The 17882-nt window shown below is 72.1% G+C and carries 15 protein-coding genes; 11 read left to right on the top strand and 4 right to left on the bottom strand.

The genetic code is table 11. From position 1 onward, the window contains the following. Positions 1–1212, bottom strand: a complete 1212-nt coding sequence (locus tag SJY07_RS10390; RefSeq protein WP_380158880.1) for a S8 family serine peptidase — start codon at positions 1210–1212, stop codon at positions 1–3. Positions 1213–1473: 261 nt separating this feature from the next. On the opposite strand from SJY07_RS10390, the gene SJY07_RS10385 reads away from it, so the two are divergent. From SJY07_RS10385 to SJY07_RS10335, 11 genes are all read left to right on the top strand, one after another. Then, positions 1474–2493: a LacI family DNA-binding transcriptional regulator gene (locus SJY07_RS10385; RefSeq protein ID WP_380158879.1), complete on the top strand. Its 1020-nt coding sequence runs from the start codon at positions 1474–1476 to the stop codon at positions 2491–2493. A 118-nt stretch (positions 2494–2611) separates the two neighbouring features. Further along, on the top strand, positions 2612–3823 hold the full coding sequence (locus tag SJY07_RS10380; RefSeq protein ID WP_380158877.1) for an extracellular solute-binding protein: 1212 nt from the start codon (positions 2612–2614) through the stop codon (positions 3821–3823). Next, complete coding sequence (locus tag SJY07_RS10375) at positions 3816–4784, top strand: sugar ABC transporter permease (protein WP_328294349.1); 969 nt, start codon at positions 3816–3818, stop codon at positions 4782–4784. The genes SJY07_RS10380 and SJY07_RS10375 overlap by 8 nt, the downstream gene beginning before the upstream one ends. Beyond that, a complete protein-coding gene (locus SJY07_RS10370) occupies positions 4781–5647 on the top strand; it encodes a carbohydrate ABC transporter permease (RefSeq protein WP_328294350.1) in 867 nt (288 codons plus the stop codon). The genes SJY07_RS10375 and SJY07_RS10370 overlap by 4 nt, the downstream gene beginning before the upstream one ends. A 9-nt stretch (positions 5648–5656) precedes the next feature. Next, entirely contained in the window at positions 5657–6433 is a 777-nt protein-coding gene (locus SJY07_RS10365) for a ThuA domain-containing protein (RefSeq protein ID WP_328294351.1), read from the top strand. Then, on the top strand, positions 6430–7512 hold the full coding sequence (locus SJY07_RS10360; RefSeq protein ID WP_328294352.1) for a Gfo/Idh/MocA family oxidoreductase: 1083 nt from the start codon (positions 6430–6432) through the stop codon (positions 7510–7512). The genes SJY07_RS10365 and SJY07_RS10360 overlap by 4 nt, the downstream gene beginning before the upstream one ends. Positions 7513–7649: 137 nt before the next feature. Further along, positions 7650–8834, top strand: coding sequence for a Gfo/Idh/MocA family protein (locus SJY07_RS10355; protein ID WP_380158873.1), 1185 nt, complete (start codon positions 7650–7652; stop codon positions 8832–8834). A gap of 10 nt (positions 8835–8844) precedes the next feature. After that, positions 8845–9858, top strand: a complete 1014-nt coding sequence (locus tag SJY07_RS10350) for a sugar phosphate isomerase/epimerase family protein (protein ID WP_328294354.1) — start codon at positions 8845–8847, stop codon at positions 9856–9858. Between the two features lie 145 nt (positions 9859–10003). Continuing rightward, the gene (locus tag SJY07_RS10345) at positions 10004–12676 is read left to right on the top strand and encodes a diguanylate cyclase domain-containing protein (RefSeq protein WP_380158871.1); all 2673 of its coding nucleotides are present in this window, start codon (positions 10004–10006) and stop codon (positions 12674–12676) included. An 85-nt stretch (positions 12677–12761) separates the two neighbouring features. Then, on the top strand, positions 12762–13271 hold the full coding sequence (locus SJY07_RS10340; RefSeq protein ID WP_380158869.1) for a CAP domain-containing protein: 510 nt from the start codon (positions 12762–12764) through the stop codon (positions 13269–13271). Positions 13272–13426: 155 nt separating this feature from the next. Further along, positions 13427–14161 (top strand): hypothetical protein, encoded by a 735-nt coding sequence (locus SJY07_RS10335; protein ID WP_380158867.1) that lies wholly within the window; start codon positions 13427–13429, stop codon positions 14159–14161. Between the two features lie 132 nt (positions 14162–14293). Here SJY07_RS10335 and SJY07_RS10330 read toward each other — a convergent pair whose 3' ends face one another. From SJY07_RS10330 to SJY07_RS10320, 3 genes are read right to left on the bottom strand one after another with little or no spacing between them, the layout of a single operon-like run. Then, on the bottom strand, positions 14294–16480 hold the full coding sequence (locus SJY07_RS10330) for a YhgE/Pip domain-containing protein (protein WP_328294358.1): 2187 nt from the start codon (positions 16478–16480) through the stop codon (positions 14294–14296). Further along, positions 16477–17199: an ATP-binding cassette domain-containing protein gene (locus tag SJY07_RS10325; RefSeq protein ID WP_380158864.1), complete on the bottom strand. Its 723-nt coding sequence runs from the start codon at positions 17197–17199 to the stop codon at positions 16477–16479. Before SJY07_RS10325 ends, SJY07_RS10330 begins: the two co-directional genes overlap by 4 nt. Beyond that, positions 17196–17816: a TetR/AcrR family transcriptional regulator gene (locus tag SJY07_RS10320; RefSeq protein WP_328294360.1), complete on the bottom strand. Its 621-nt coding sequence runs from the start codon at positions 17814–17816 to the stop codon at positions 17196–17198. Before SJY07_RS10320 ends, SJY07_RS10325 begins: the two co-directional genes overlap by 4 nt. Positions 17817–17882: the final 66 nt, after the last annotated feature.

Here is a 17882-nt window from a genome sequence, read left to right as displayed (position 1 = left end):
TCAGCGCAGGGTGCGGGTGCGCCGCGGGATCGTGACGGTCGCGGTCGGCGCCGACGCCGTCACGCTCGCCTTCGCCGCGGCGACGGCCGCGCCGACGTCCAGCATCCCGGTGCCGTAGCCGGCGTCCCAGGACTCGGGGGTGGCGGTCGTCCGCAGGACGTCCTCGACCTGCGCGACGCTGGCCCGGGGCGCGACGGAGCGGACCAGGGCCGCGGCGGCGGAGACCTGCGGGGCCGAGAAGGACGTCCCGGAGGCGGAGGCGTACACGTACCGGCCGGAACTGAGGGGTTTCCCGACGGGGATCTTGTCGCCGGGGGCGCTGAGGTCGACGAGGGTGTTGTGCTGGGCCCAGGGGGCGGGGGCCCCGGTGCTGGTGGACGCCGAGACGGAGATGACGCCGGGGTAGGAGGCGGGGTACTCCAGCGGGTTCCCGGTGTCGCCGGAGTTCCCGGCGGAGGCGACCACGACGACACCCTTGCCGATCGCGTAGGCCACGGCCGCCGCGGTGGTGCTGTTGTAGTCCTCCCCGCCCAGCGACAGGTTGAGGACGTCGGCGCCCTGGTCGACGGCCGCGGTGATGCCCTCGACGACGGCGTCGCTCGCACAGCCCTGGGGTTCGCAGACCCGGATCGCCAGGATCTTCACGTCGGGCGCGACCCCCGCTGCGCCGTAGGCGTTCTGGTACGCGCCGGCGATGACGGTCGAGACCTCGGTGCCGTGTTCGCCGATGTCGGTGCCGGCCGCGAAGTTCCCGCCGTCGATCACCCGGCCGGCGATGTCGGGCTGGTTCGCGTCGACGCCGGAGTCGAGCACGGCGACGGTGAGCCCGGTGCCCCGGGTGGTGGGCCACGCGTCGTAGGCGTGGATCGAGCCCAGGTGGTAGGCGTAGGACAGGTACGGGTCGGTCGCCTTCAGGGTGCGGCTCGTCAGGGGTGTGGCACCCGTGGGCGCCAGCGCGTAGCTGGTGCGCACCTGGGCGGCGGACACCGCGGGGTCGGCCTCCATCGTCGCCGCGAGCCGGTGGGCGGCGGCGCGGTCGGTGGCGGTCCGGGTCTCCAGCTGGGGTCGCCCGTCGACCCAGCGCAGCGCGTCGACGTGGACCCCGGCACCGTCGGCCGGCGTGATCTCCACGGCGTGCGCGGCGGAGCCCGGCACCAGGGTCAGCGCGAGCAGCGCGGAGGCGACGGTGGCGGTGCGGAGGAACTGGGGCAACGGGGACTCCCTGGGTCGGGGCGAGACTCCCCGTGCATCGACGGTCTCACACGGTCGCTTGAGACGGGTGGGTCCGCCTCGACCCGGATGGCCGTACGGCCCGGCCGGGCGTGTTCCGGCCACCGCTTCCTGGTCACCGTCGGGTTGCGGTGAGGGGGAAGTGCTTGCCGGAACGGCGGTGCGTCGACTAACTTCCGATACGCATCGACGAAGCGCATCGACGAGGACGTCGACGTTCGTCTCACGGGGTGGGAGGGTGGCGTGGCCCGAGTTCCGACGAGCAAGGACGTGGCGAAGGTCGCCGGCGTCTCCCAGAGCACCGTCTCCTACGTGATGAGCGGAAAGCGTCCGATCTCCGAGAAGACCCGGCGTCTGGTCGAGGACGCCATGGAGCAGTTGCTGTACCAACCGCACGCCGGTGCCCGCGCCCTGGCGAGCCAGCGCACGAACATCATCGCCATCGTCCACCCGGTCCTCTCCAACCTCGGGGTCGGCGGGATCATGGCGTTCATCGACGAGATCGCCGCCCAGGCCCGGCGACGCGACTACGACGTCCTGCTGGTCACGGCCGACGAGGGCAAGGAGAGCCTGCGTCGGGTCGCCGGGCGCGCCCTGGCCGACGCCATGGTCGTGATGGAGGTCAAGGCCGAGGACGAGCGGGCCGAGGTCGCGCGCGGGATCGCCCAGCCGAGCCTGTTCATCGGCTACCCGGACGAGGCCCTGGACGAGCACAGCACGTTGCACTGCATCGACTTCGACTTCGCCGGCGGTGCGGAACTCCTGGTCGGTGAACTCATCGGCGCTGGAGTGCACGAGATCGTCGTGCTCGGCTGGGGTCCGGAGGTCGTGGCCCGTGGGGTGAACTACGTCCCGCGGTTCCGCCGTCGGGCCGAGGCCACCGCGGCCGCGGCCGGAGTTCCGCTGCGCTGGGTCGAGGTCCCGCGCGACTCGGTCGCCATCCGCGCGGCGCTCGACGACCTGCTGGGCTCGGGGTCCGTCCCCGGGTTGCTGCTCGCGGACGGTGTCCCCGAAACCCTCGGTGCCCTGCTCGACCGCGGTCTGCGGCCGGGGCGGGACGTCGACGTCGTGGCGTTGTGCACCGAGGCGGAGGCGGAGGCGCAGGCCGTGCCCGTGACCGCCGTCTCCCAACAACCCCGGGACGTCTCCCGGCACGCCGTCGAGTGGCTGTTCCAGTTGCTCGACGATCCCGCGGCACCCGGCGAGGTCCGCCTGGTCCCGGCCCACCTGACCCGACGACAGTCCGTGCGCCCCCCGAACTGACTTCCCCCGTGGATCGACCACCCGGCCGATCCACCCCCATCGTCGATACGCATCGACGAACTACTGCCCACGCTGTCGTGGGCACGAGGAGAGGAACGACATGGCTCGACGAGGATCCATGGGACGCACCCGCGCGATCGCTGCGCTGGCGGCCCTCCCGCTGCTGCTCGCGGCCTGCGGCGGTGGCGGTGGGAGTGCGACGAAGTCGGACTCCGGCACGCTCCGCGTCCTGGACTACTACAACTCCGACCCCAACAAGACGTTGTGGGGTACGGCGCTCACCGACTGCGGCACCAAGATCGGCATGAAGATCCAGCGGGAATCCGTCCCCGGCGAGACCCTCATCCAGAAGGTGCTGCAGCAAAGTTCCTCCAAGACGCTGCCCGACGTCCTCATGCTCGACAACCCCGACGTGCAGCAGATCGCCGCCTCGGGTGCGCTGGCCCCGCTGGACGACCTGGGGATCGACTCCTCCGGGGTCGCCGACGGCGTCATCAAGGCCTCGACCTACCAGGGCAAGCTCTACGCCCTGCAGCCCGTCACGAACACCATCGCGCTCTTCTACAACAAGAAGATCCTCGAGGCCGCGGGCATCACGCCCCCCACCACCTGGGACGAGCTCAAGACCGACGCGAAGGCGCTGACCGCCGGCAGCCAGTACGGGTTCGCGATGTCCAACGTCAACACCTACGAGGGCACCTGGCAGTTCCTGCCCTTCATGTGGTCCAACGGCGGCGACGAGAAGGACATCAACACCCCCCAGACCGCGGCCGCCCTGCAGCTGGTCAAGGACCTCCTCGACCAGGGCTCGCTCTCGCAGTCCACCGTCACCTGGACCCAGGCCGACGTCGCCGACCAGTTCTCGGCCGGCAACGCCGCCATGATGATCAACGGACCGTGGAACTTCGGGACGCTGGACAAGGTCTCGGGCCTCGACTACGGCATCGTGCCCATCCCGGCCCCCACCGCCGGCGGGACCGTCGTGTCGCCGTTCGGCGGCGAGGCCTGGGCGGCTCCGGAGACCGGGGACAAGGACAAGCAGAAGAAGGCCGGAGAACTCATCCAGTGCCTCAACAGCGACGAGAACGAGGTCACGATCTCGTCCGGCACCGGAACCGTCCCGACCAAGCCGAGCCTCTCGAGCCAGGCCGTCGCGAAGAACGCCAAGCTCGAGGCGTTCGCGTCGCAGGTCCCGGACCTGCGCGCCCGCACCGGTGAGCTCGGCCCGGACTGGCCGAAGGCCGCGACGAAGATCTACACCGCGGTGCAGAACGCGCTCGTCGGGGGCATGACCCCCGAGGCCGCGCTGGCGCAGGCCCAGAATGGCTGAGGTCTCGGCCCCAGGTCGTTCCGCCGGCGGGGCCACCGCCCCGTCGGCGGGTGCGGCCCCGAGGAAGGGCCCGTCGCAGAAGCTGACGACGCGTCTCGTCCAGATCGCGTTCATCGTCCCCGCGGTCGTCTACCTCGTCCTGTTCTTCGGCTTCCCCGTCGTCAAGAACGTCGTCATGGGTTTCCAGGCCTACACGACCAAGACGTTCTTCACCGGTGAGGCCCCCTGGGTCGGGCTGGAGAACTACCGCAACGTCATCGGCGACGCGATCTTCTCCCGCTCCGTCGTGAACACCCTGCTCTTCACCGCCGGGTCCATCGCCGGACAGTTCGTCCTCGGTCTCGCGATCGCGTTGTTCTTCCACAAGCGGTTCGCGCTGTCGGGGATCCTGCGCTCGCTGATCCTGCTGCCGTGGCTCATCCCGATGATCGCCGGCACCGCGGTGTGGCGCTGGATCCTCGACGCCGACAACGGCGCCCTCAACCGGATCCTCTCCGCCCTGCCCGGCGTGGACGCCTCACCGAACTGGCTGACCTCCACCTCCCTCGCCCTGATCGCGGTGATCGGGGTGAACATCTGGCTCGGCATCCCCTTCAACATGACCATCCTCTACGGCGGTCTGCAGGAGATCCCCGAGGAGCTCTACGAGGCCGGTGCCCTCGACGGCGCCACCGGGTGGCGGGCGTTCCGCCACATCACGTGGCCGTTGCTGCGCCCGGTCGTCACCGTCGTCCTCGTGCTGGGGGTCGTCTACACGCTGAAGGTCCTCGACGTCATCCTCGGGCTCACCAACGGCGGCCCGGCGAACTCCACCCAGACGATCTCCACGCTCTCCTACGACATGTCGTTCCGTCAGTTCGACTTCGGGGCGGGCGCGGCGCTGGGCAACATCCTCATCGTCATCTCCCTGATCTTCGCCGTGGTCTACCTGCGGCTCAACCGGAAGGCGGTGGACGAGTGAGCGCGGTCATCTCCACCCGGGCCGGTACGACGGAGGTCCGGGCCGAGGGCAAGGCCCCCCGTCGCCCGGTCTACACGGTCGTCGGCATCCTCATCCTGGCGTTCATGCTGTTCCCGCTGTACTGGATGGTGAACGTGTCGCTGCAGCCGGCCGGGAACGCCGTCGCGACCCCGTGGCTGCCGTTCGACTTCTCGCTGCGGGGCTACACCACGGCGATCTCCGAACAGGGTCACAACCTCGTCACCTCCCTGGTCATCAGCCTCGGCTCGGTCGTGTTCAGCCTCCTCATCGCGACCCCCGCGGCCTACGCCATGGCGCACTTCAAGTTCGGCCGCTGGGCGACGGTCATCCTCTTCGGGATCCTCGTCACCCAGATGGTGCCCGGCATCGTCGTCGCCAACGCGCTCTACAGCGCCTACACCGACCTCGGCCTGCTCAACACGACGGGCGGGCTGATCCTCGCCGACTCCGCCGCCGGGATCCCGTTCTCCATCATCCTCATGCGGGCGTTCATGGGGTCCATCCCGGCCTCGGTCATCGAGGCCGCCTACGTGGACGGCGCCGGTCCGGTCCGGGCGTTCTTCTCCATCGTGCTGCCCATGAGCCGCAACGCGCTCATCACGGCCGGGTTGTTCACGTTCCTCTTCGCCTGGGGCGACTTCCTCTTCGCCCTGACCCTCACCACGACCGCCGACGTGCGCCCGATCACCCTCGGCCTGTACACCTACGTCGGGAGCTTCGTGTCCGACTGGTCGCCGATCATGGCGACCGCGGTCCTGTCCTCCCTGCCCGCCATCGCCCTGCTCGTCCTGGCCCAGCGCTACGTCGCCGCCGGGGTCACGGGTGGGGCTGTCAAGTCCTAGGAGTTCCGAATGACCATCAGAGTGACCGTGTGGGGCGAGAACCGCCACGAACAGCTGGAACCCGCGGTGGCGCAGCGCTACCCGACCGGGATGCACGGTGCCGTCGCCGAGGGCATCGAGGCCAACCTCGGTTCCGGCGTGACCGTCCGGACGGCGACCCTGGACCAGCCCGAGCACGGGTTGACCGAGGAGGTCCTGCAGAACACCGACGTCCTCACCTGGTGGGGGCACGCCGCGCACGGCGACGTCTCCGACGAGGTCGTGGAGCGGGTCCACCGGCACGTGCTGGCCGGGATGGGGCTCATCGTCCTGCACTCCGGGCACTGGTCGAAGATCTTCCAGAAGCTCATGGGTACCTCGTGCACGTTGCGGTGGCGTTCCGAGCACGACCGGGAACTGCTGTGGACGATCGACCCCACGCACCCGATCGCGCAGGGCGTGCCGCACCCGTTGATCATCGAGGAGGACGAGATGTACGGGGAGTTCTTCGACATCCCCGCCCCCGACGAGATCGTCTTCATCTCCTCCTTCACCGGCGGCGAGGTGTTCCGCTCGGGCATCACGTTCAAGCGCGGGTTCGGGAAGATCTTCTACTTCCGTCCCGGTGACCAGGACTTCCCGACGTACTTCCACGAGGGGGTCCGCAAGGTGATCTCCAACGCGGTCGAGTGGGCCGTCACGGTCCGCCCCGAGCGGACCGATCCGGTGCTGCTGCGCTACGACACCGAGGACTTCTACAACGGCCAGGGCTACCAGGGCGCCCTCGACCCGGAGAAGCAGCAGTGACCGCCCCGCTCCGCGTCGTCCTCGTCGGGGCCGGCGGCATGGGCAAGGCGTGGCTGGCGACGATCCTCGCCGACCCGGCCGTCGAACTGGCCGGGGTCGTCGACCTCGACCTCGACGCCGCGGCCGCCGCCCTCGCCGCGGCCGGGGTCCCGGACGTCGCGACGGGACGTGACGCCGTCGAGGTGGCGCAGCGGACCGGCGCGCAGGCGATCGTCAACGTGACGGTGCCGCAGGCGCACCACCCCGTCACCACGGCCGCGCTGTTCGCGGGGTTCCCGGTGCTGGGGGAGAAGCCCGTCGCCTCGACCGTCGCCCAGGGGTTGTCGCTCGCGGCGGCCTCGGAGGTCTCCGGGGTGCCGTTCCTGGTGTCGCAGTCGCGACGCTACAACGTCCACGTCGAGGAGTTCCGCGCGCAGGCCGCCGTGCTCGGCGACCTGGGATCGCTGTCGACGGAGTTCTTCAAGGCGCCGCACTTCGGCGGCTTCCGCGAGGAGATGGCCCAGCCGCTGCTCGTCGACATGGCGATCCACCAGTTCGACCTCGCGCGGTACCTGTTGGGGGCCGAACCCGTCTCCGTCTACTGCGAGTCCTGGAACCCGTCGTGGTCCTGGTACTCCGGGGACGCCTCGGCCGCGGCCGTCTTCGAGATGTCGAACGGCTCCCGCTACACGTTCACCGGCTCGTGGTGCGCGCCCGGCCAGGAGACCTCGTGGAACGGGGCCTGGCGGCTCTCCGGCGCGAACGGCACGGCGTCGTGGAACGGCGACGACGTGCCCGTCCTCGACGCGCCCGGCTCGCCCGCGGCGTTCACCGACCCCGGGAAGGAGATCGCCGGGTCGCTCGCGGCGTTCACCGCCTTCCTGCAGGACGGGACGCCGTTCTCCGGTGAGGTGCACGACAACGTCCTGAGCCTGGCCATGGTCGAGGCGGCGGTCGAGTCCGCTGCGTCGGGCACCCGGGTGCTGGTGGACGACGTGCTGCAACGCGCCTACGAGCAGGCCCTCGCCGACGAGCAGCGCGCCGACGTCGCGGCGGCCCTGAAGGGCTGGACCTCCGTCCGCGAGGCCCTGACCCGCTGACCGCACCCCCTCCGACGCGTGATCCCGCGGGGATTCCCCGCGGGATCGCGCGTCGGAGGGGTGTGCCGGGGGTGTGGACCGGTCAGTACGATCCAGCCCAGAACGTTCGACGACGATGTCCTGGAGGAAGTCCTCGCATGTCCACCGACCGACCGGAGTTCGGGGTGGCCGTCATCGGCCACTCCTTCATGGGTGCCGTCCACTCCCACGCCTGGCGCAGCGTCGACCACGTCGGCACCCCGCGCTGGCGCACCAAGCGGCTCGCGCTGGCCGGTCGTGACCTCGGTCGCGCGCAGGCCGCCGCCGAGCAGTTCGGCTGGAACGAGGGCGTCGCCGACTGGCGCGAGGTCATCGCGCGCGACGACATCCAGGTCGTCGACATCCTGACCCCCGGCGACTCGCACGCCGAGATCGCCATCGCCGCGCTGCAGGCCGGCAAGCACGTCATCTGCGAGAAGCCGCTGGCCAAGACGGTGGCCGAGGCGCAGGCCATGACCGAGGCCGCGCAGGCCGCCGCCGCGCACGGCGTGCGCAGCATGGTGGCGTTCAACTACCGCCAGGTGCCCGCGATCGGGCTCGCCAAGCAGCTCGTCGACTCCGGCCGCCTCGGCGAGGTCCGTCAGGTCCGCGCCGTGTACCTGCAGGACTGGATCGTCGACCCGAGCTTCCCGCTGACCTGGCGCCTGCAGAAGGACCGCTCGGGTGCCGGCGCACTCGGCGACATCGGCTCGCACATCATCGACGCGGCGCAGTTCATCACCGGCCAGCGCCTCACCGGCGTCTCCGGCACCGTCGAGACCTTCGTCAAGCAGCGTCCGCTGGAGGCCGCCCGCACCGGCTCGAACACCGGCCTCGGCGCGGAGGCCTCGACGGAGTTCGGCGAGGTCACCGTCGACGACGCGGCCGTGTTCTTCGGCCGCGGTGACGGCGGCGCGCTCATGACCTTCGAGGCGACCCGGATGGCGCTGGGTCGCAAGAACGGCATGCGCATCGAGGTCAACGGTTCCGAGGGCAGCATCGCCTTCGACTTCGAGTCCATGAACGAGCTCTGGTTCTTCGACGGCTCGCTCCCCGACGCGGAGAACGGGTTCCGCCGGATCCTGGCGACCGACCCCGCCCACCCCGGCGTCTCCAACTGGTGGCCGGCCGGACACGGCCTGGGCTACGACCACCCGTTCGTGCACGAGCTGCAGGAGTTCCTCGGCGCGATCGTCGACGGCCGCGACCCGAGCCCCAGCTTCGCCGACGGGCTGCAGGTCCAGCAGGTGCTGGACGCGGTGCAGCGCAGCGCCGAGAACAACTCCACCTACACCAGCATCTGAGGAGAAGAACATGGCAGAGACGCGTCCGGTGACGTTGTTCACCGGCCAGTGGGCCGACCTCCCCTTCGAGGAGGTCTGCCGCCTCGCCTCGGAGTGGGGCTACGACGGCCTCGAGATCGCGACCTGGGGTGACCACCTCGACGCCACCCGGGGCGCGAAGGACGACGCCTACATCGCCGAGAAGAAGGCGATCCTCGAGAAGTACAACCTCAAGGTGTGGACGATCTCCGCGCACCTGACCGGCCAGGCCGTCTGCGACCTGATCGACCAGCGGCACCAGGACATCGTCTCCGTCGAGGTGTGGGGCGACGGTGACCCCGAGGGTGTCCGTCAGCGCGCCGCGGAGTACGTCAAGGACGCGGCCCGCACCGCCGCCAAGCTGGGCGTGAAGACCGTCACCGGGTTCACCGGGTCCTCGATCTGGCACACCGTCGCGATGTTCCCCCCCACCCCCGACTCCATGGTCGAGGCCGGGTACCAGGACTTCGCCGACCGCTGGAACCCGATCCTGGACGTCTTCGACGAGCTGGGGGTGAAGTTCGCCCACGAGGTGCACCCCTCCGAGATCGCCTACGACTACTGGACGACCAAGCGCGCGATGGAGGCCATCGGTCACCGCGAGGCGTTCGGGCTGAACTTCGACCCGTCGCACTTCGTGTGGCAGGACCTCGACCCGATCGGGTTCATCCGGGACTTCTCCGACCGGATCTACCACGTGCACTGCAAGGACTCCCGCAAGCAGCTGGACGGCCGTTCCGGTCGCCTCGGCTCGCACCTGCCGTGGGCGGACTCGCGTCGTGGTTGGGACTTCACCTCCGTCGGTCACGGTGACGTGCCCTGGGAGCTGATCTTCCGCGAGCTGAACAACATCGGCTACACCGGTCCCACCAGCGTGGAGTGGGAGGACGCGGGGGTGGACCGCCTCAACGGCGCCCCCGACGCGCTCGCCTTCGTCCGCAAGCTCGGCGCGTTCTTCGTGCCCCCGGCCGCGGCGTTCGACGCGGCCTTCTCCTCCAAGGGCTGAGTCCACGATCCGTGATCTTGCGGGGAGACCCAGCAAGATCACGGATCGGGTGGGGGGCTCAAGGGGGTGACCCACGCGGTCGATGCCCTGGGTGGCGCATCCGGGTCCGGATGCCGTCCAGGTCCGATCGCCGGGGGGTCACCGCGTGTCGTCGCGTCCCGTCGCCCGCGGTGAGCGCCTCGTGGAGGCACCCGGGGAACCCGCGCTGCTGCAGGGGGTGCTCCGGCGGCGGCTGGTCTTCGGCCTGGTCTTCGCCGCCGCGACCCTCGTCGGCCGCAGTGCCCAGGCCGACGGCGCGCACCTCGCCATCGTCTGGCCCGCCTCCGCGGTCGGGCTGCTCTGGCTCGCCGGCTCGCCCGGTCGCCGGCACCGCCTCCTCGACGCCGCACTGCTGCTGACGGTCACCGTCGTCCTGCGGGTCGTGACGCACATGCCCCTGCCGGAGTCCGCCCTGCTGGCCGCCGCCGCGCTGACCCAGGCCGTCGTCGGAGCCCACGTCTACCGCCGGTTGCAGCCCGAGGGCTTCCGCCTGGTGAGCCCCGGCGACGTCCGCTCGCTGGCGTTGTCCTCGCTCGCCGGGGCGCTCGCGTCCACCCCCGTCGCGGCCCTCGCCTTCGTCGTCGCGGCCCACGTGCCGGTGGCGCAGTCGAGCGTGCAGTGGGCGCTGCGCACCACCGTCTCGACGTTCGTCGTCCTCGCGGTGCTCCTGCGCACCGCCGAAAGGCGTCCGGACGCGCCGGGCAGCAGCGCCTCGCGGGGGGAGCGCTACGCGCTGTTCCTCGCGTTCCTGGTGTCGTACGGAACCGTCTTCTGGGTCGTCAACGGGTTCGCCGTGACGTTCCTCGTCCTGCCGGTCGCCGTCTGGGTGGCGCTGCGGCGCACGACCACCGCGGCCATGGTGCACGTCGTCCTCGCGGCCGCGGCCGTCGTCGTGTCCGCCTGGTCCGACCGGGGACCGTGGCGGGAACTCACCCCGGACCTGCAGGCGATGAGCGCGGAGGCGTTCATCGGGACCCTGGGGTTCCTGACCCTGGTGCTCGCGCTGTACCGCGACGAGAGCGTGGACAACGCCGAGCGGGCCGAGCGGGCGCTGCGCGACGCCGCCGAGCAGGCCGACCTGCTCACCGCCGTCTTCGGGTCGATCTCGGACGCCGTCTGCGTCTTCGACAGCGCGGGGAACTCGTTGCTGCGCAACCCGGCGGCCGAGGCGTTGCTGGGTGGCGTGCTGCGGACCGAGCGCAGCCGCTGGGACGCCGGCTACGGCTACTTCCACCTCGACGGGGAGCGGTTCGTCGACGGCGACCTGCCCGTCGTGCGCGCCCTGCGGGGGGAGGCCGTCGACGGCCTCGACCTGCGGCTGTCCTCCCCGCAGGTCCCCGAGGGGGTCCTGCTGAACGTCAGCGCCCACCCCCTGCCCGGTTCCGGCGGCGCCGTCTGGAACGGCGGTGTCGTCGCCGCCTTCCACGACGTCACCGAGGTCCGGACAGCCAGCGCGCAGGTGGCGCAGGCGCACGACCTCATGACCAACGTGCTCGCCGCGGCGACCGACCACTCGATCATCGCCGTCGACACCGCGGGCACCATCACGCTGTTCAACGAAGGGGCCGAGCGCATGCTCGGCTGGAGCGCCGAGGAGGTGGTCGGCGGCCCGGCGCTGGTCGTCCACGATCCGGCCGAGATCGAGGCCATGTGCGAGGCGCAGGGCCTGGAGTGCCCGAACGACCTCTTCACCCGCGGGGTCCCGCAGGAGACCGTGACGCGCCGGTTCACCTACGTCCGCAAGGACGGCACCACCTTCCCGGTCAGCCTGACGACCTCGGTCATGCGGGACGGCGAGGGGCGGCTCATCGGCTGGATCGGGATGGCCACCGACGTCTCCGACCTGGAGAACTCCGAGGAACTGTTCCGCATCGCGCTCGAGACGGCGCCCGTCGGCATCGTCATGGTCGCCGCCACGGGCCGGGACACCGGTCGGATGCTGCGGGTCAACCGGGCGCTGTGCCGGTTCACCGGACGCACCGAGGAGGACTTGCTCGGGGTCGCGTTCGACACCCTGGGCTCGGACTGGTTGCCCTTCGACGACCTGTTCGCCGCCGTCCTCAGCGGTGCCCAGGCCGAGCAGCGCGTCGACGTCGTGTTCGACGCCCCCGACGGACGCCGGCTCGAGGCCCAGGTGTCGGCCACGCTGGTCCGCCCCCGAGGTCGCGAGGTCATGCTGCTCGGCCTCGTGGAGGACGTCACCGAGCGGCGGGCGGCCCAGCGGGAGCTGAGCCACCAGGCGCTGCACGATCCGCTGACCGGGCTGCCCAACCGCACCCTGTTCCTGGACCGGCTCGAGCACGCGGTGACCCCGCCCGCGCGCGGGACCGGTCCGGTGGGTCTGCTCTACGTCGACCTCGACGGGTTCAAGGCCGTCAACGACACCGCCGGTCACCAGGCCGGGGACGACCTGCTGGTGGAGGTGTCCCGGCTCCTGTCCTCCTGCGTCCGTCCCGGCGACACCGTCGCCCGCCTCGGCGGGGACGAGTTCGCCGTCGTCTGCCCGGGGACGTCGGGGGAGTCCGACCTGGTCGCGATCGGGGCCCGGATCCTCGCGTCGCTGCACGATCCGATCCGGGTCCGGGGCTTCGACGCGGTCGTCGGGGCGAGCATCGGGGTGCGCTGGTGCGCGGGGGGTGTCACGGCCGAGCAGCTGCTCCGGGACGCCGACGAGGCGATGTACGCGGCCAAGCGTTCCGGGAAGGGGCGGGTGGTGGTGCACGGTGGGCGGGGAACCGCCGTCCTGGCTGCCGCGTCCCGTGACGACGGGAACTTGTGACGGAACGTGTCCAGGCGGGCACGCCGAGTGTGGCACATGTCACAGGATCCCCCCGCGACGGCCCCAGACTGGTTGAGTGCGGCGCATGACGACGCTCCCCCGGCGCCCCTTCCGCACGCTCACCACCACCGCGCTCGCCCTCGCCCTCGCTACGGCCACGGCCTCGCTGGCCCTGGCCGCACCCGCCTCCGCGGACGAGATCACCCCCACCCCGATCGACCCGCAGGCCCTCCAGGTCCTCGACGAGACCAACGCCGCCCGCGCCACCGCGGGCTGCGCGCCGCTGCTCCTCATGCCGCTGGAGACCGGGGTCGCCGACGGGCACGCCGACCAGATGGCCGCGACCGGCGACTTCAGCCACACCGGTCCCGACGGCAGCTCCCCGCGGAGCCGGCTCGCGGCCGTCGGGGTGCGACCCCAGCGCACGGCCGAGAACATCGCCCTCGGTTACGACGCGGCCTCGGTGGTCGACGCCTGGATGGCGAGCCCGGGTCACCGCGCCAACATCCTCGACTGCAGCCTCGTCTACGTCGGCATCTCCGAGCGTCAGGGCGTCGGCGGCCAGTACTGGACCCAGGTCTTCTCCAGCCTCTGACCGGTCACCGCACGTGATTTCCCTCCGACGCGTTGTTCCGGGCCTGCACGAGGCATGCTGGGACCGCACGCGGAACCGGGGCGGCGCGAGCGCCGTCGGAGGTTCCGGGCGCCAGGAGGGTGCGGAGGTCGCACCCGCAGCGTCGGGAGGTCGGAGTGTCCGGAGCACCGTGGTGGGAGGACTTCCACGCGGACCGGCCGGACGACGCTCCCCGGGCCGGGACCACCACGCGCGCCTCCGCCCCGCCGCAGGTCGTGCCCACCCCGCCACCTCCGCGACCGCCCCGCGCCCTGCAGGTCGTCGCGGGGGTCCTGGGCGTGGTGCTCCTGGTGCTGGTGGCCCTGCTCGCGGTCCGGACCTCCGCCCGCCCCGCCGACGACGGGGTCTCGGCCCAGGGAACCCCCGGCGCGCCGGCGACCACCTCCGTCCCGACCCTCTCGCCGTCTCCGTCGCGGTCCCCGTCCAGCGGGACCGCGGCGGTCGACGCGGCCGCGACGGCTGAGTTGGAGGCGCTGCGCCAGAACGGCTTGCGCGCCCACCCGCCGACCGGGCAGTGGGTCGCGCAGCTCTCGGCCAAGAGCGTCGGGACCACCGACCCCGTCCAGACCGCGTCCAACGGCAGCAGCACCTTCTACGCCGCCGACATCCTCGCCCAGTCCCGCGAGATCGCCTCCGGCCCGGCCGGCGGGGACGTCTTCGTGCTCAAGACCGCCGACTTCGGCGACGGGCTGCTCGACGCCCGCGGCAACCCCTACTGGGTGACGCTCGCCGCCGGCCCCTTCGCCGACGCCGGGGACGTCCGGACCTGGTGCGACAGCATGTTCTCCACCACCCCGGCCGGCGTGCGGGGCAACGTTTGCCTGCCCAAGCACCTCACCCCGCCCTCCTGACCCCCCGCCGCACGTCCCGCGGAAACAACACTTTCCGCCCTCTGACCCGGGGTCCCGGGGGCGGAAAGTGTTGTTTCCGCCCTCTAGGGGGGTGTCGGAGGGCGGAAAGTGTTGTTTCCGCGGGGGAGGGGGTCAGAGGGAGAGGGAGGGGTGGAGCTGGGCGAGCGACCAGGTCCGGCGACGGTGGCAGGCGAGGACGGTGACGGCCAGGGCCAGGACACCGAACGCGGCGAGCACACCGGCGTCCAGCCAGACGGGACCGCCCGCGGCGCCGGTGATGAGGTGGCGCAGACCGTCGGCGGCGTAGCTCATCGGCAGGAACGGGTGGATCGCCCCGAAGAACGACGGTGACGTCCCGACCGGGTAGGTCCCGCCGGCCGAGGTGAGCTGCAGGACGAGCAGCACCAGCGCGACGAGGCGCCCCACGCCGCCGAGCAGGGCGTTCAGGCACTGGTGGACCGCCGTGAACACTACCGCGATCAACGCCGCGAACGCCGTCGTCGCGACCGGGTTCGGCGACTCGATCCCCACGGCGAGCAGCAGCACGAGCGTCAGCACGACGGCCTGGACGACGCCGAGCAGGGCGCCCGGCACCCAGCCCGCGACGGCCGCGCGGTAGGAGGAGGCCGTGGAGGCGAGCGCCCGCTGGGACACCGCCCGCAGCACCATGTACGTCACCATCCCGCCGACCCACAGCGCGACGGGCACGAACAGCGGGGCGAGGCCGTCGCTGTAGCGGTCGACGGCGTGCTCCTTCACGCGCTCGGCGGTGACGGGGGAGGCGACGACGTCGGCGCGCGCGTTCGCCGCGTCACCGGAGTAGACGGGCACCTGGGCCTGGCCGTCCTGCAGTTGCGTGCGCAGGGTGCCCGCGCCGTCGGCGAGCTGCTGCGTCCCGTCGGCGAGCTGCTGCGCGCCGGTCCGGGCCTGCGAGGTGCCGTTGACGAGCGCGCTCGCGCCGTCGTCGACCTGACCGGCGCCGGTGGCGAGGGCGGCGGCCCCGTCGGCGGCCGACCGCGAGCCCGTCGCGAGGGTCTTCGTGCCGGTGGCGAGGGCGTCGGCCCCGTCGGCGGCCTGCGCGATGCCCTGCTGCAGGGCGGGTGCCGCGGCGGCGAGCCGCTGCGCGCCGCCGGCGACCGCGGTCGCGCCGGTGGACAGGTCCTTCGCGCCGGTGGCGAGACCGCCGACGCGGGTCTGGAGGGTCTGCGCGACCTGGTCGAGCGAGCCGTCGGTGAGGGCCTGCCGGGTCCGCTCGAGCGAGGTGACCGCGGTGGCCAGCGTCGGGTCGTCGGGGCTCGCGGCGGCGAGGGTGCGGGCCTGGGTCAGGAGCTGGTCGACGAGCGGGACGAGCTGGGTGGCGCCGGCGAGGGCGGGGGTGAGCTGGTTCGCGGCGGTGGCGAGCGCGTCGGCGCCCTGCGAGATCCGGCCCGCGCCGTCGGCGACGGCGCCCGCCCCGCTCGCGAGCTGCGCCGTCTGGGCGGGCAGGCCCGTGGTGGCGGTGCGCAGCCGGTCGAGTCCGGTGGCCAGGGAGGCGGCCCCGTCGGCGGCGGAGGTCGCACCCTTGGCGACCTGGGCGGTGCCGCCGGCGAGGGAGGTGGCCCCGCCCCGCAGCTTCCCCGTCCCGTCGACGAGCCGCGTCGCGCCGGTGCCGAGGTCGCCGAGGCCCACGACGAGGGTGTTCGCGCCGTCGTCGGCCTGCTGCGCGCCGTCGGCGAGGCGGCCGGCGCCGTCGGCGGCCCGGCCGAGGGAGTCGTGGATGTCGGCGAAGGCGACGTAGACGTTCTGGAGGTAGTTCGTCGTCGTCCCGGCGGCGACGTTCGTGCGGATCGTCGTGGCGATGGTGTTCGTGACCTGACCGAGGATGTAGTTCTCGGCGTCGTCGGTCGTGACGCTCAACCGGGCGCGTTCGGGGGCGTCCCCGCCGGTCGAGGCCAGTGCCTTGGAGAACCCCGAGGGGATGCGCAGGACGGCGGCGTAGTCGCCGTCGGCGAGACCCTTCGCGGCGTCCGCCTCGGACGTCTTCTGCCAGCTGAAGCCCGCGGCCGCGTCCGGGCCGGTGAGTTCGTCGACGAGGTCGGAACCCGCCTGGATCGTCTGTTCCTTCCCGTCCAGGCCGGTGATCGTCGTGGGGGAGTCGGAGTTCACGACGGCCGCGTGCAGGTTCGTCAGCCGCGACAACGGGTCGGAGTTCGACGCGAGGTAGAGACCGCCGTAGATGAGCGGGACGAGGATCACGGCCAGCAGGGCGAGGCGGGTGATGGTGGCACGTCGGAACCGCGCGAGTTCCAGGCCGGGGAGGGAGAACCGGGGGAGATTCACGAGGCACCTTCGGTGGCGGGGGAGTCCTGCAGGTCGATCAGGATGCGGTCGTCGCCGGCGTGCCAGCGGATGTCGGAGGTGTCGGAACAACTGGCGAGCACGGTCAGGGGGATCGCGGAGGTGTGCCGCAGGGCGGACAGCGACTCCCACGCACGGCGGCGGTCCTCGCTGCGGCGCAACGAGTCCACGTCGTCGACGACGATCACGTCGGGGCGGCCGATGAGGGCCAGCACGACGCCGAGGGCCATCCGTTCCAGCGGGTCGATGTCGCTGACGAACTCCCGCGGGCGCAACGCGGGGACGTCGGCCCCGGTCTCGGCGGTCACCGCGACCGCCCGCTCAACCCGGGCGATCTGCTCCGCGACCTGGTCCTTGGAGACCCACGGCCGGTACCAGGGCTGGTGCAGCACGAGGCGTTCGGCGACGTGCTGTTCCACGGTGAGGGCGTCGTCGAGGTCGTTGACCCCGCGCACCTCGGCGAGGGCGACCCGGCGGCGGACGGCGCCGGCCCGGCCGGGGAGTTCCTCGCCCAGCACGCGCAGGCCGCCGGAGGTGGCGCGCATCCGGCCCGCGAGGGTGAGCAGCAACGACGTCTTGCCGGCGCCGGAGCGGCCGCGCACGACGACCATCGACCCGACGGGGGCCTCGAGGTCGATCCCGGAGAACACGCTCCGCCCACCGGCCCGCAGTTCCAGACCGCTCGCCTCGACCGCGTTCACCGGGTCACCTCCGTGAGGGCGGTGAGGACGCCGGCGATGACGCGGGTCTCGAGGCCCGGTTGCCGGGGCACGTCCCCGAGCAGGGCGGGGGTGACCAGCCCCTCCTGGGTGGTGACGACGGCGCGCACGAGTTCCTCGGCCGGGACGGTCAGGCGTCGCCCGGCGCGGGCGAGCGCGGCCTCGAGGAGGGGGGCCAGGCGCCGGCGCAGCGCGCTCCGGTGGGCGGTGACGACGCGCGCGGCCTCGGGGTTGCGCAGAGCCTGGGCGGTGAACTCGGTGCGGACCGCGTGCCACTGCCGGTCGACGGGCAGGACGTGCAGGACGTGGGCGACGATCTCCTCGAAGGTCCCGCCGAGGGGGGCGTCGACGAGGCGGGCCTCGACGTGGTCGATGACCTGCTCGGCCTGCGCCTCGTAGAGGGCGGCGACGACGTCGTCCATCGTCGCGAAGTTGGAGTAGAAGGCGCCACGGGTGAACCCGGCGCGTTCGCAGACGCTCTCGACGCTGGAGCGGGCGAGGCCCTGCTCGCCGAGCACCTCGAGGGCCGCGGCCAGGAGCCGTGAGCGGGTCTCGGCGCGGCGCTTGGTGGTGCGCGTCGGTTCGGTGGTGGCGGTCACGTCCCGAGCGTACGCCCCTTTCGATGCACTTTGCATCCGATGCGTTTCGCATCACACAGGGAACGG

Origin of the sequence: Kineococcus sp. R86509, assembly GCF_042466365.1 — a bacterium.
GTDB lineage: Bacteria > Actinomycetota > Actinomycetes > Actinomycetales > Kineococcaceae > Kineococcus.
Note: the sequence above shows the minus strand (reverse complement) of the source record. Positions and strands in the feature narration are given on the sequence as shown.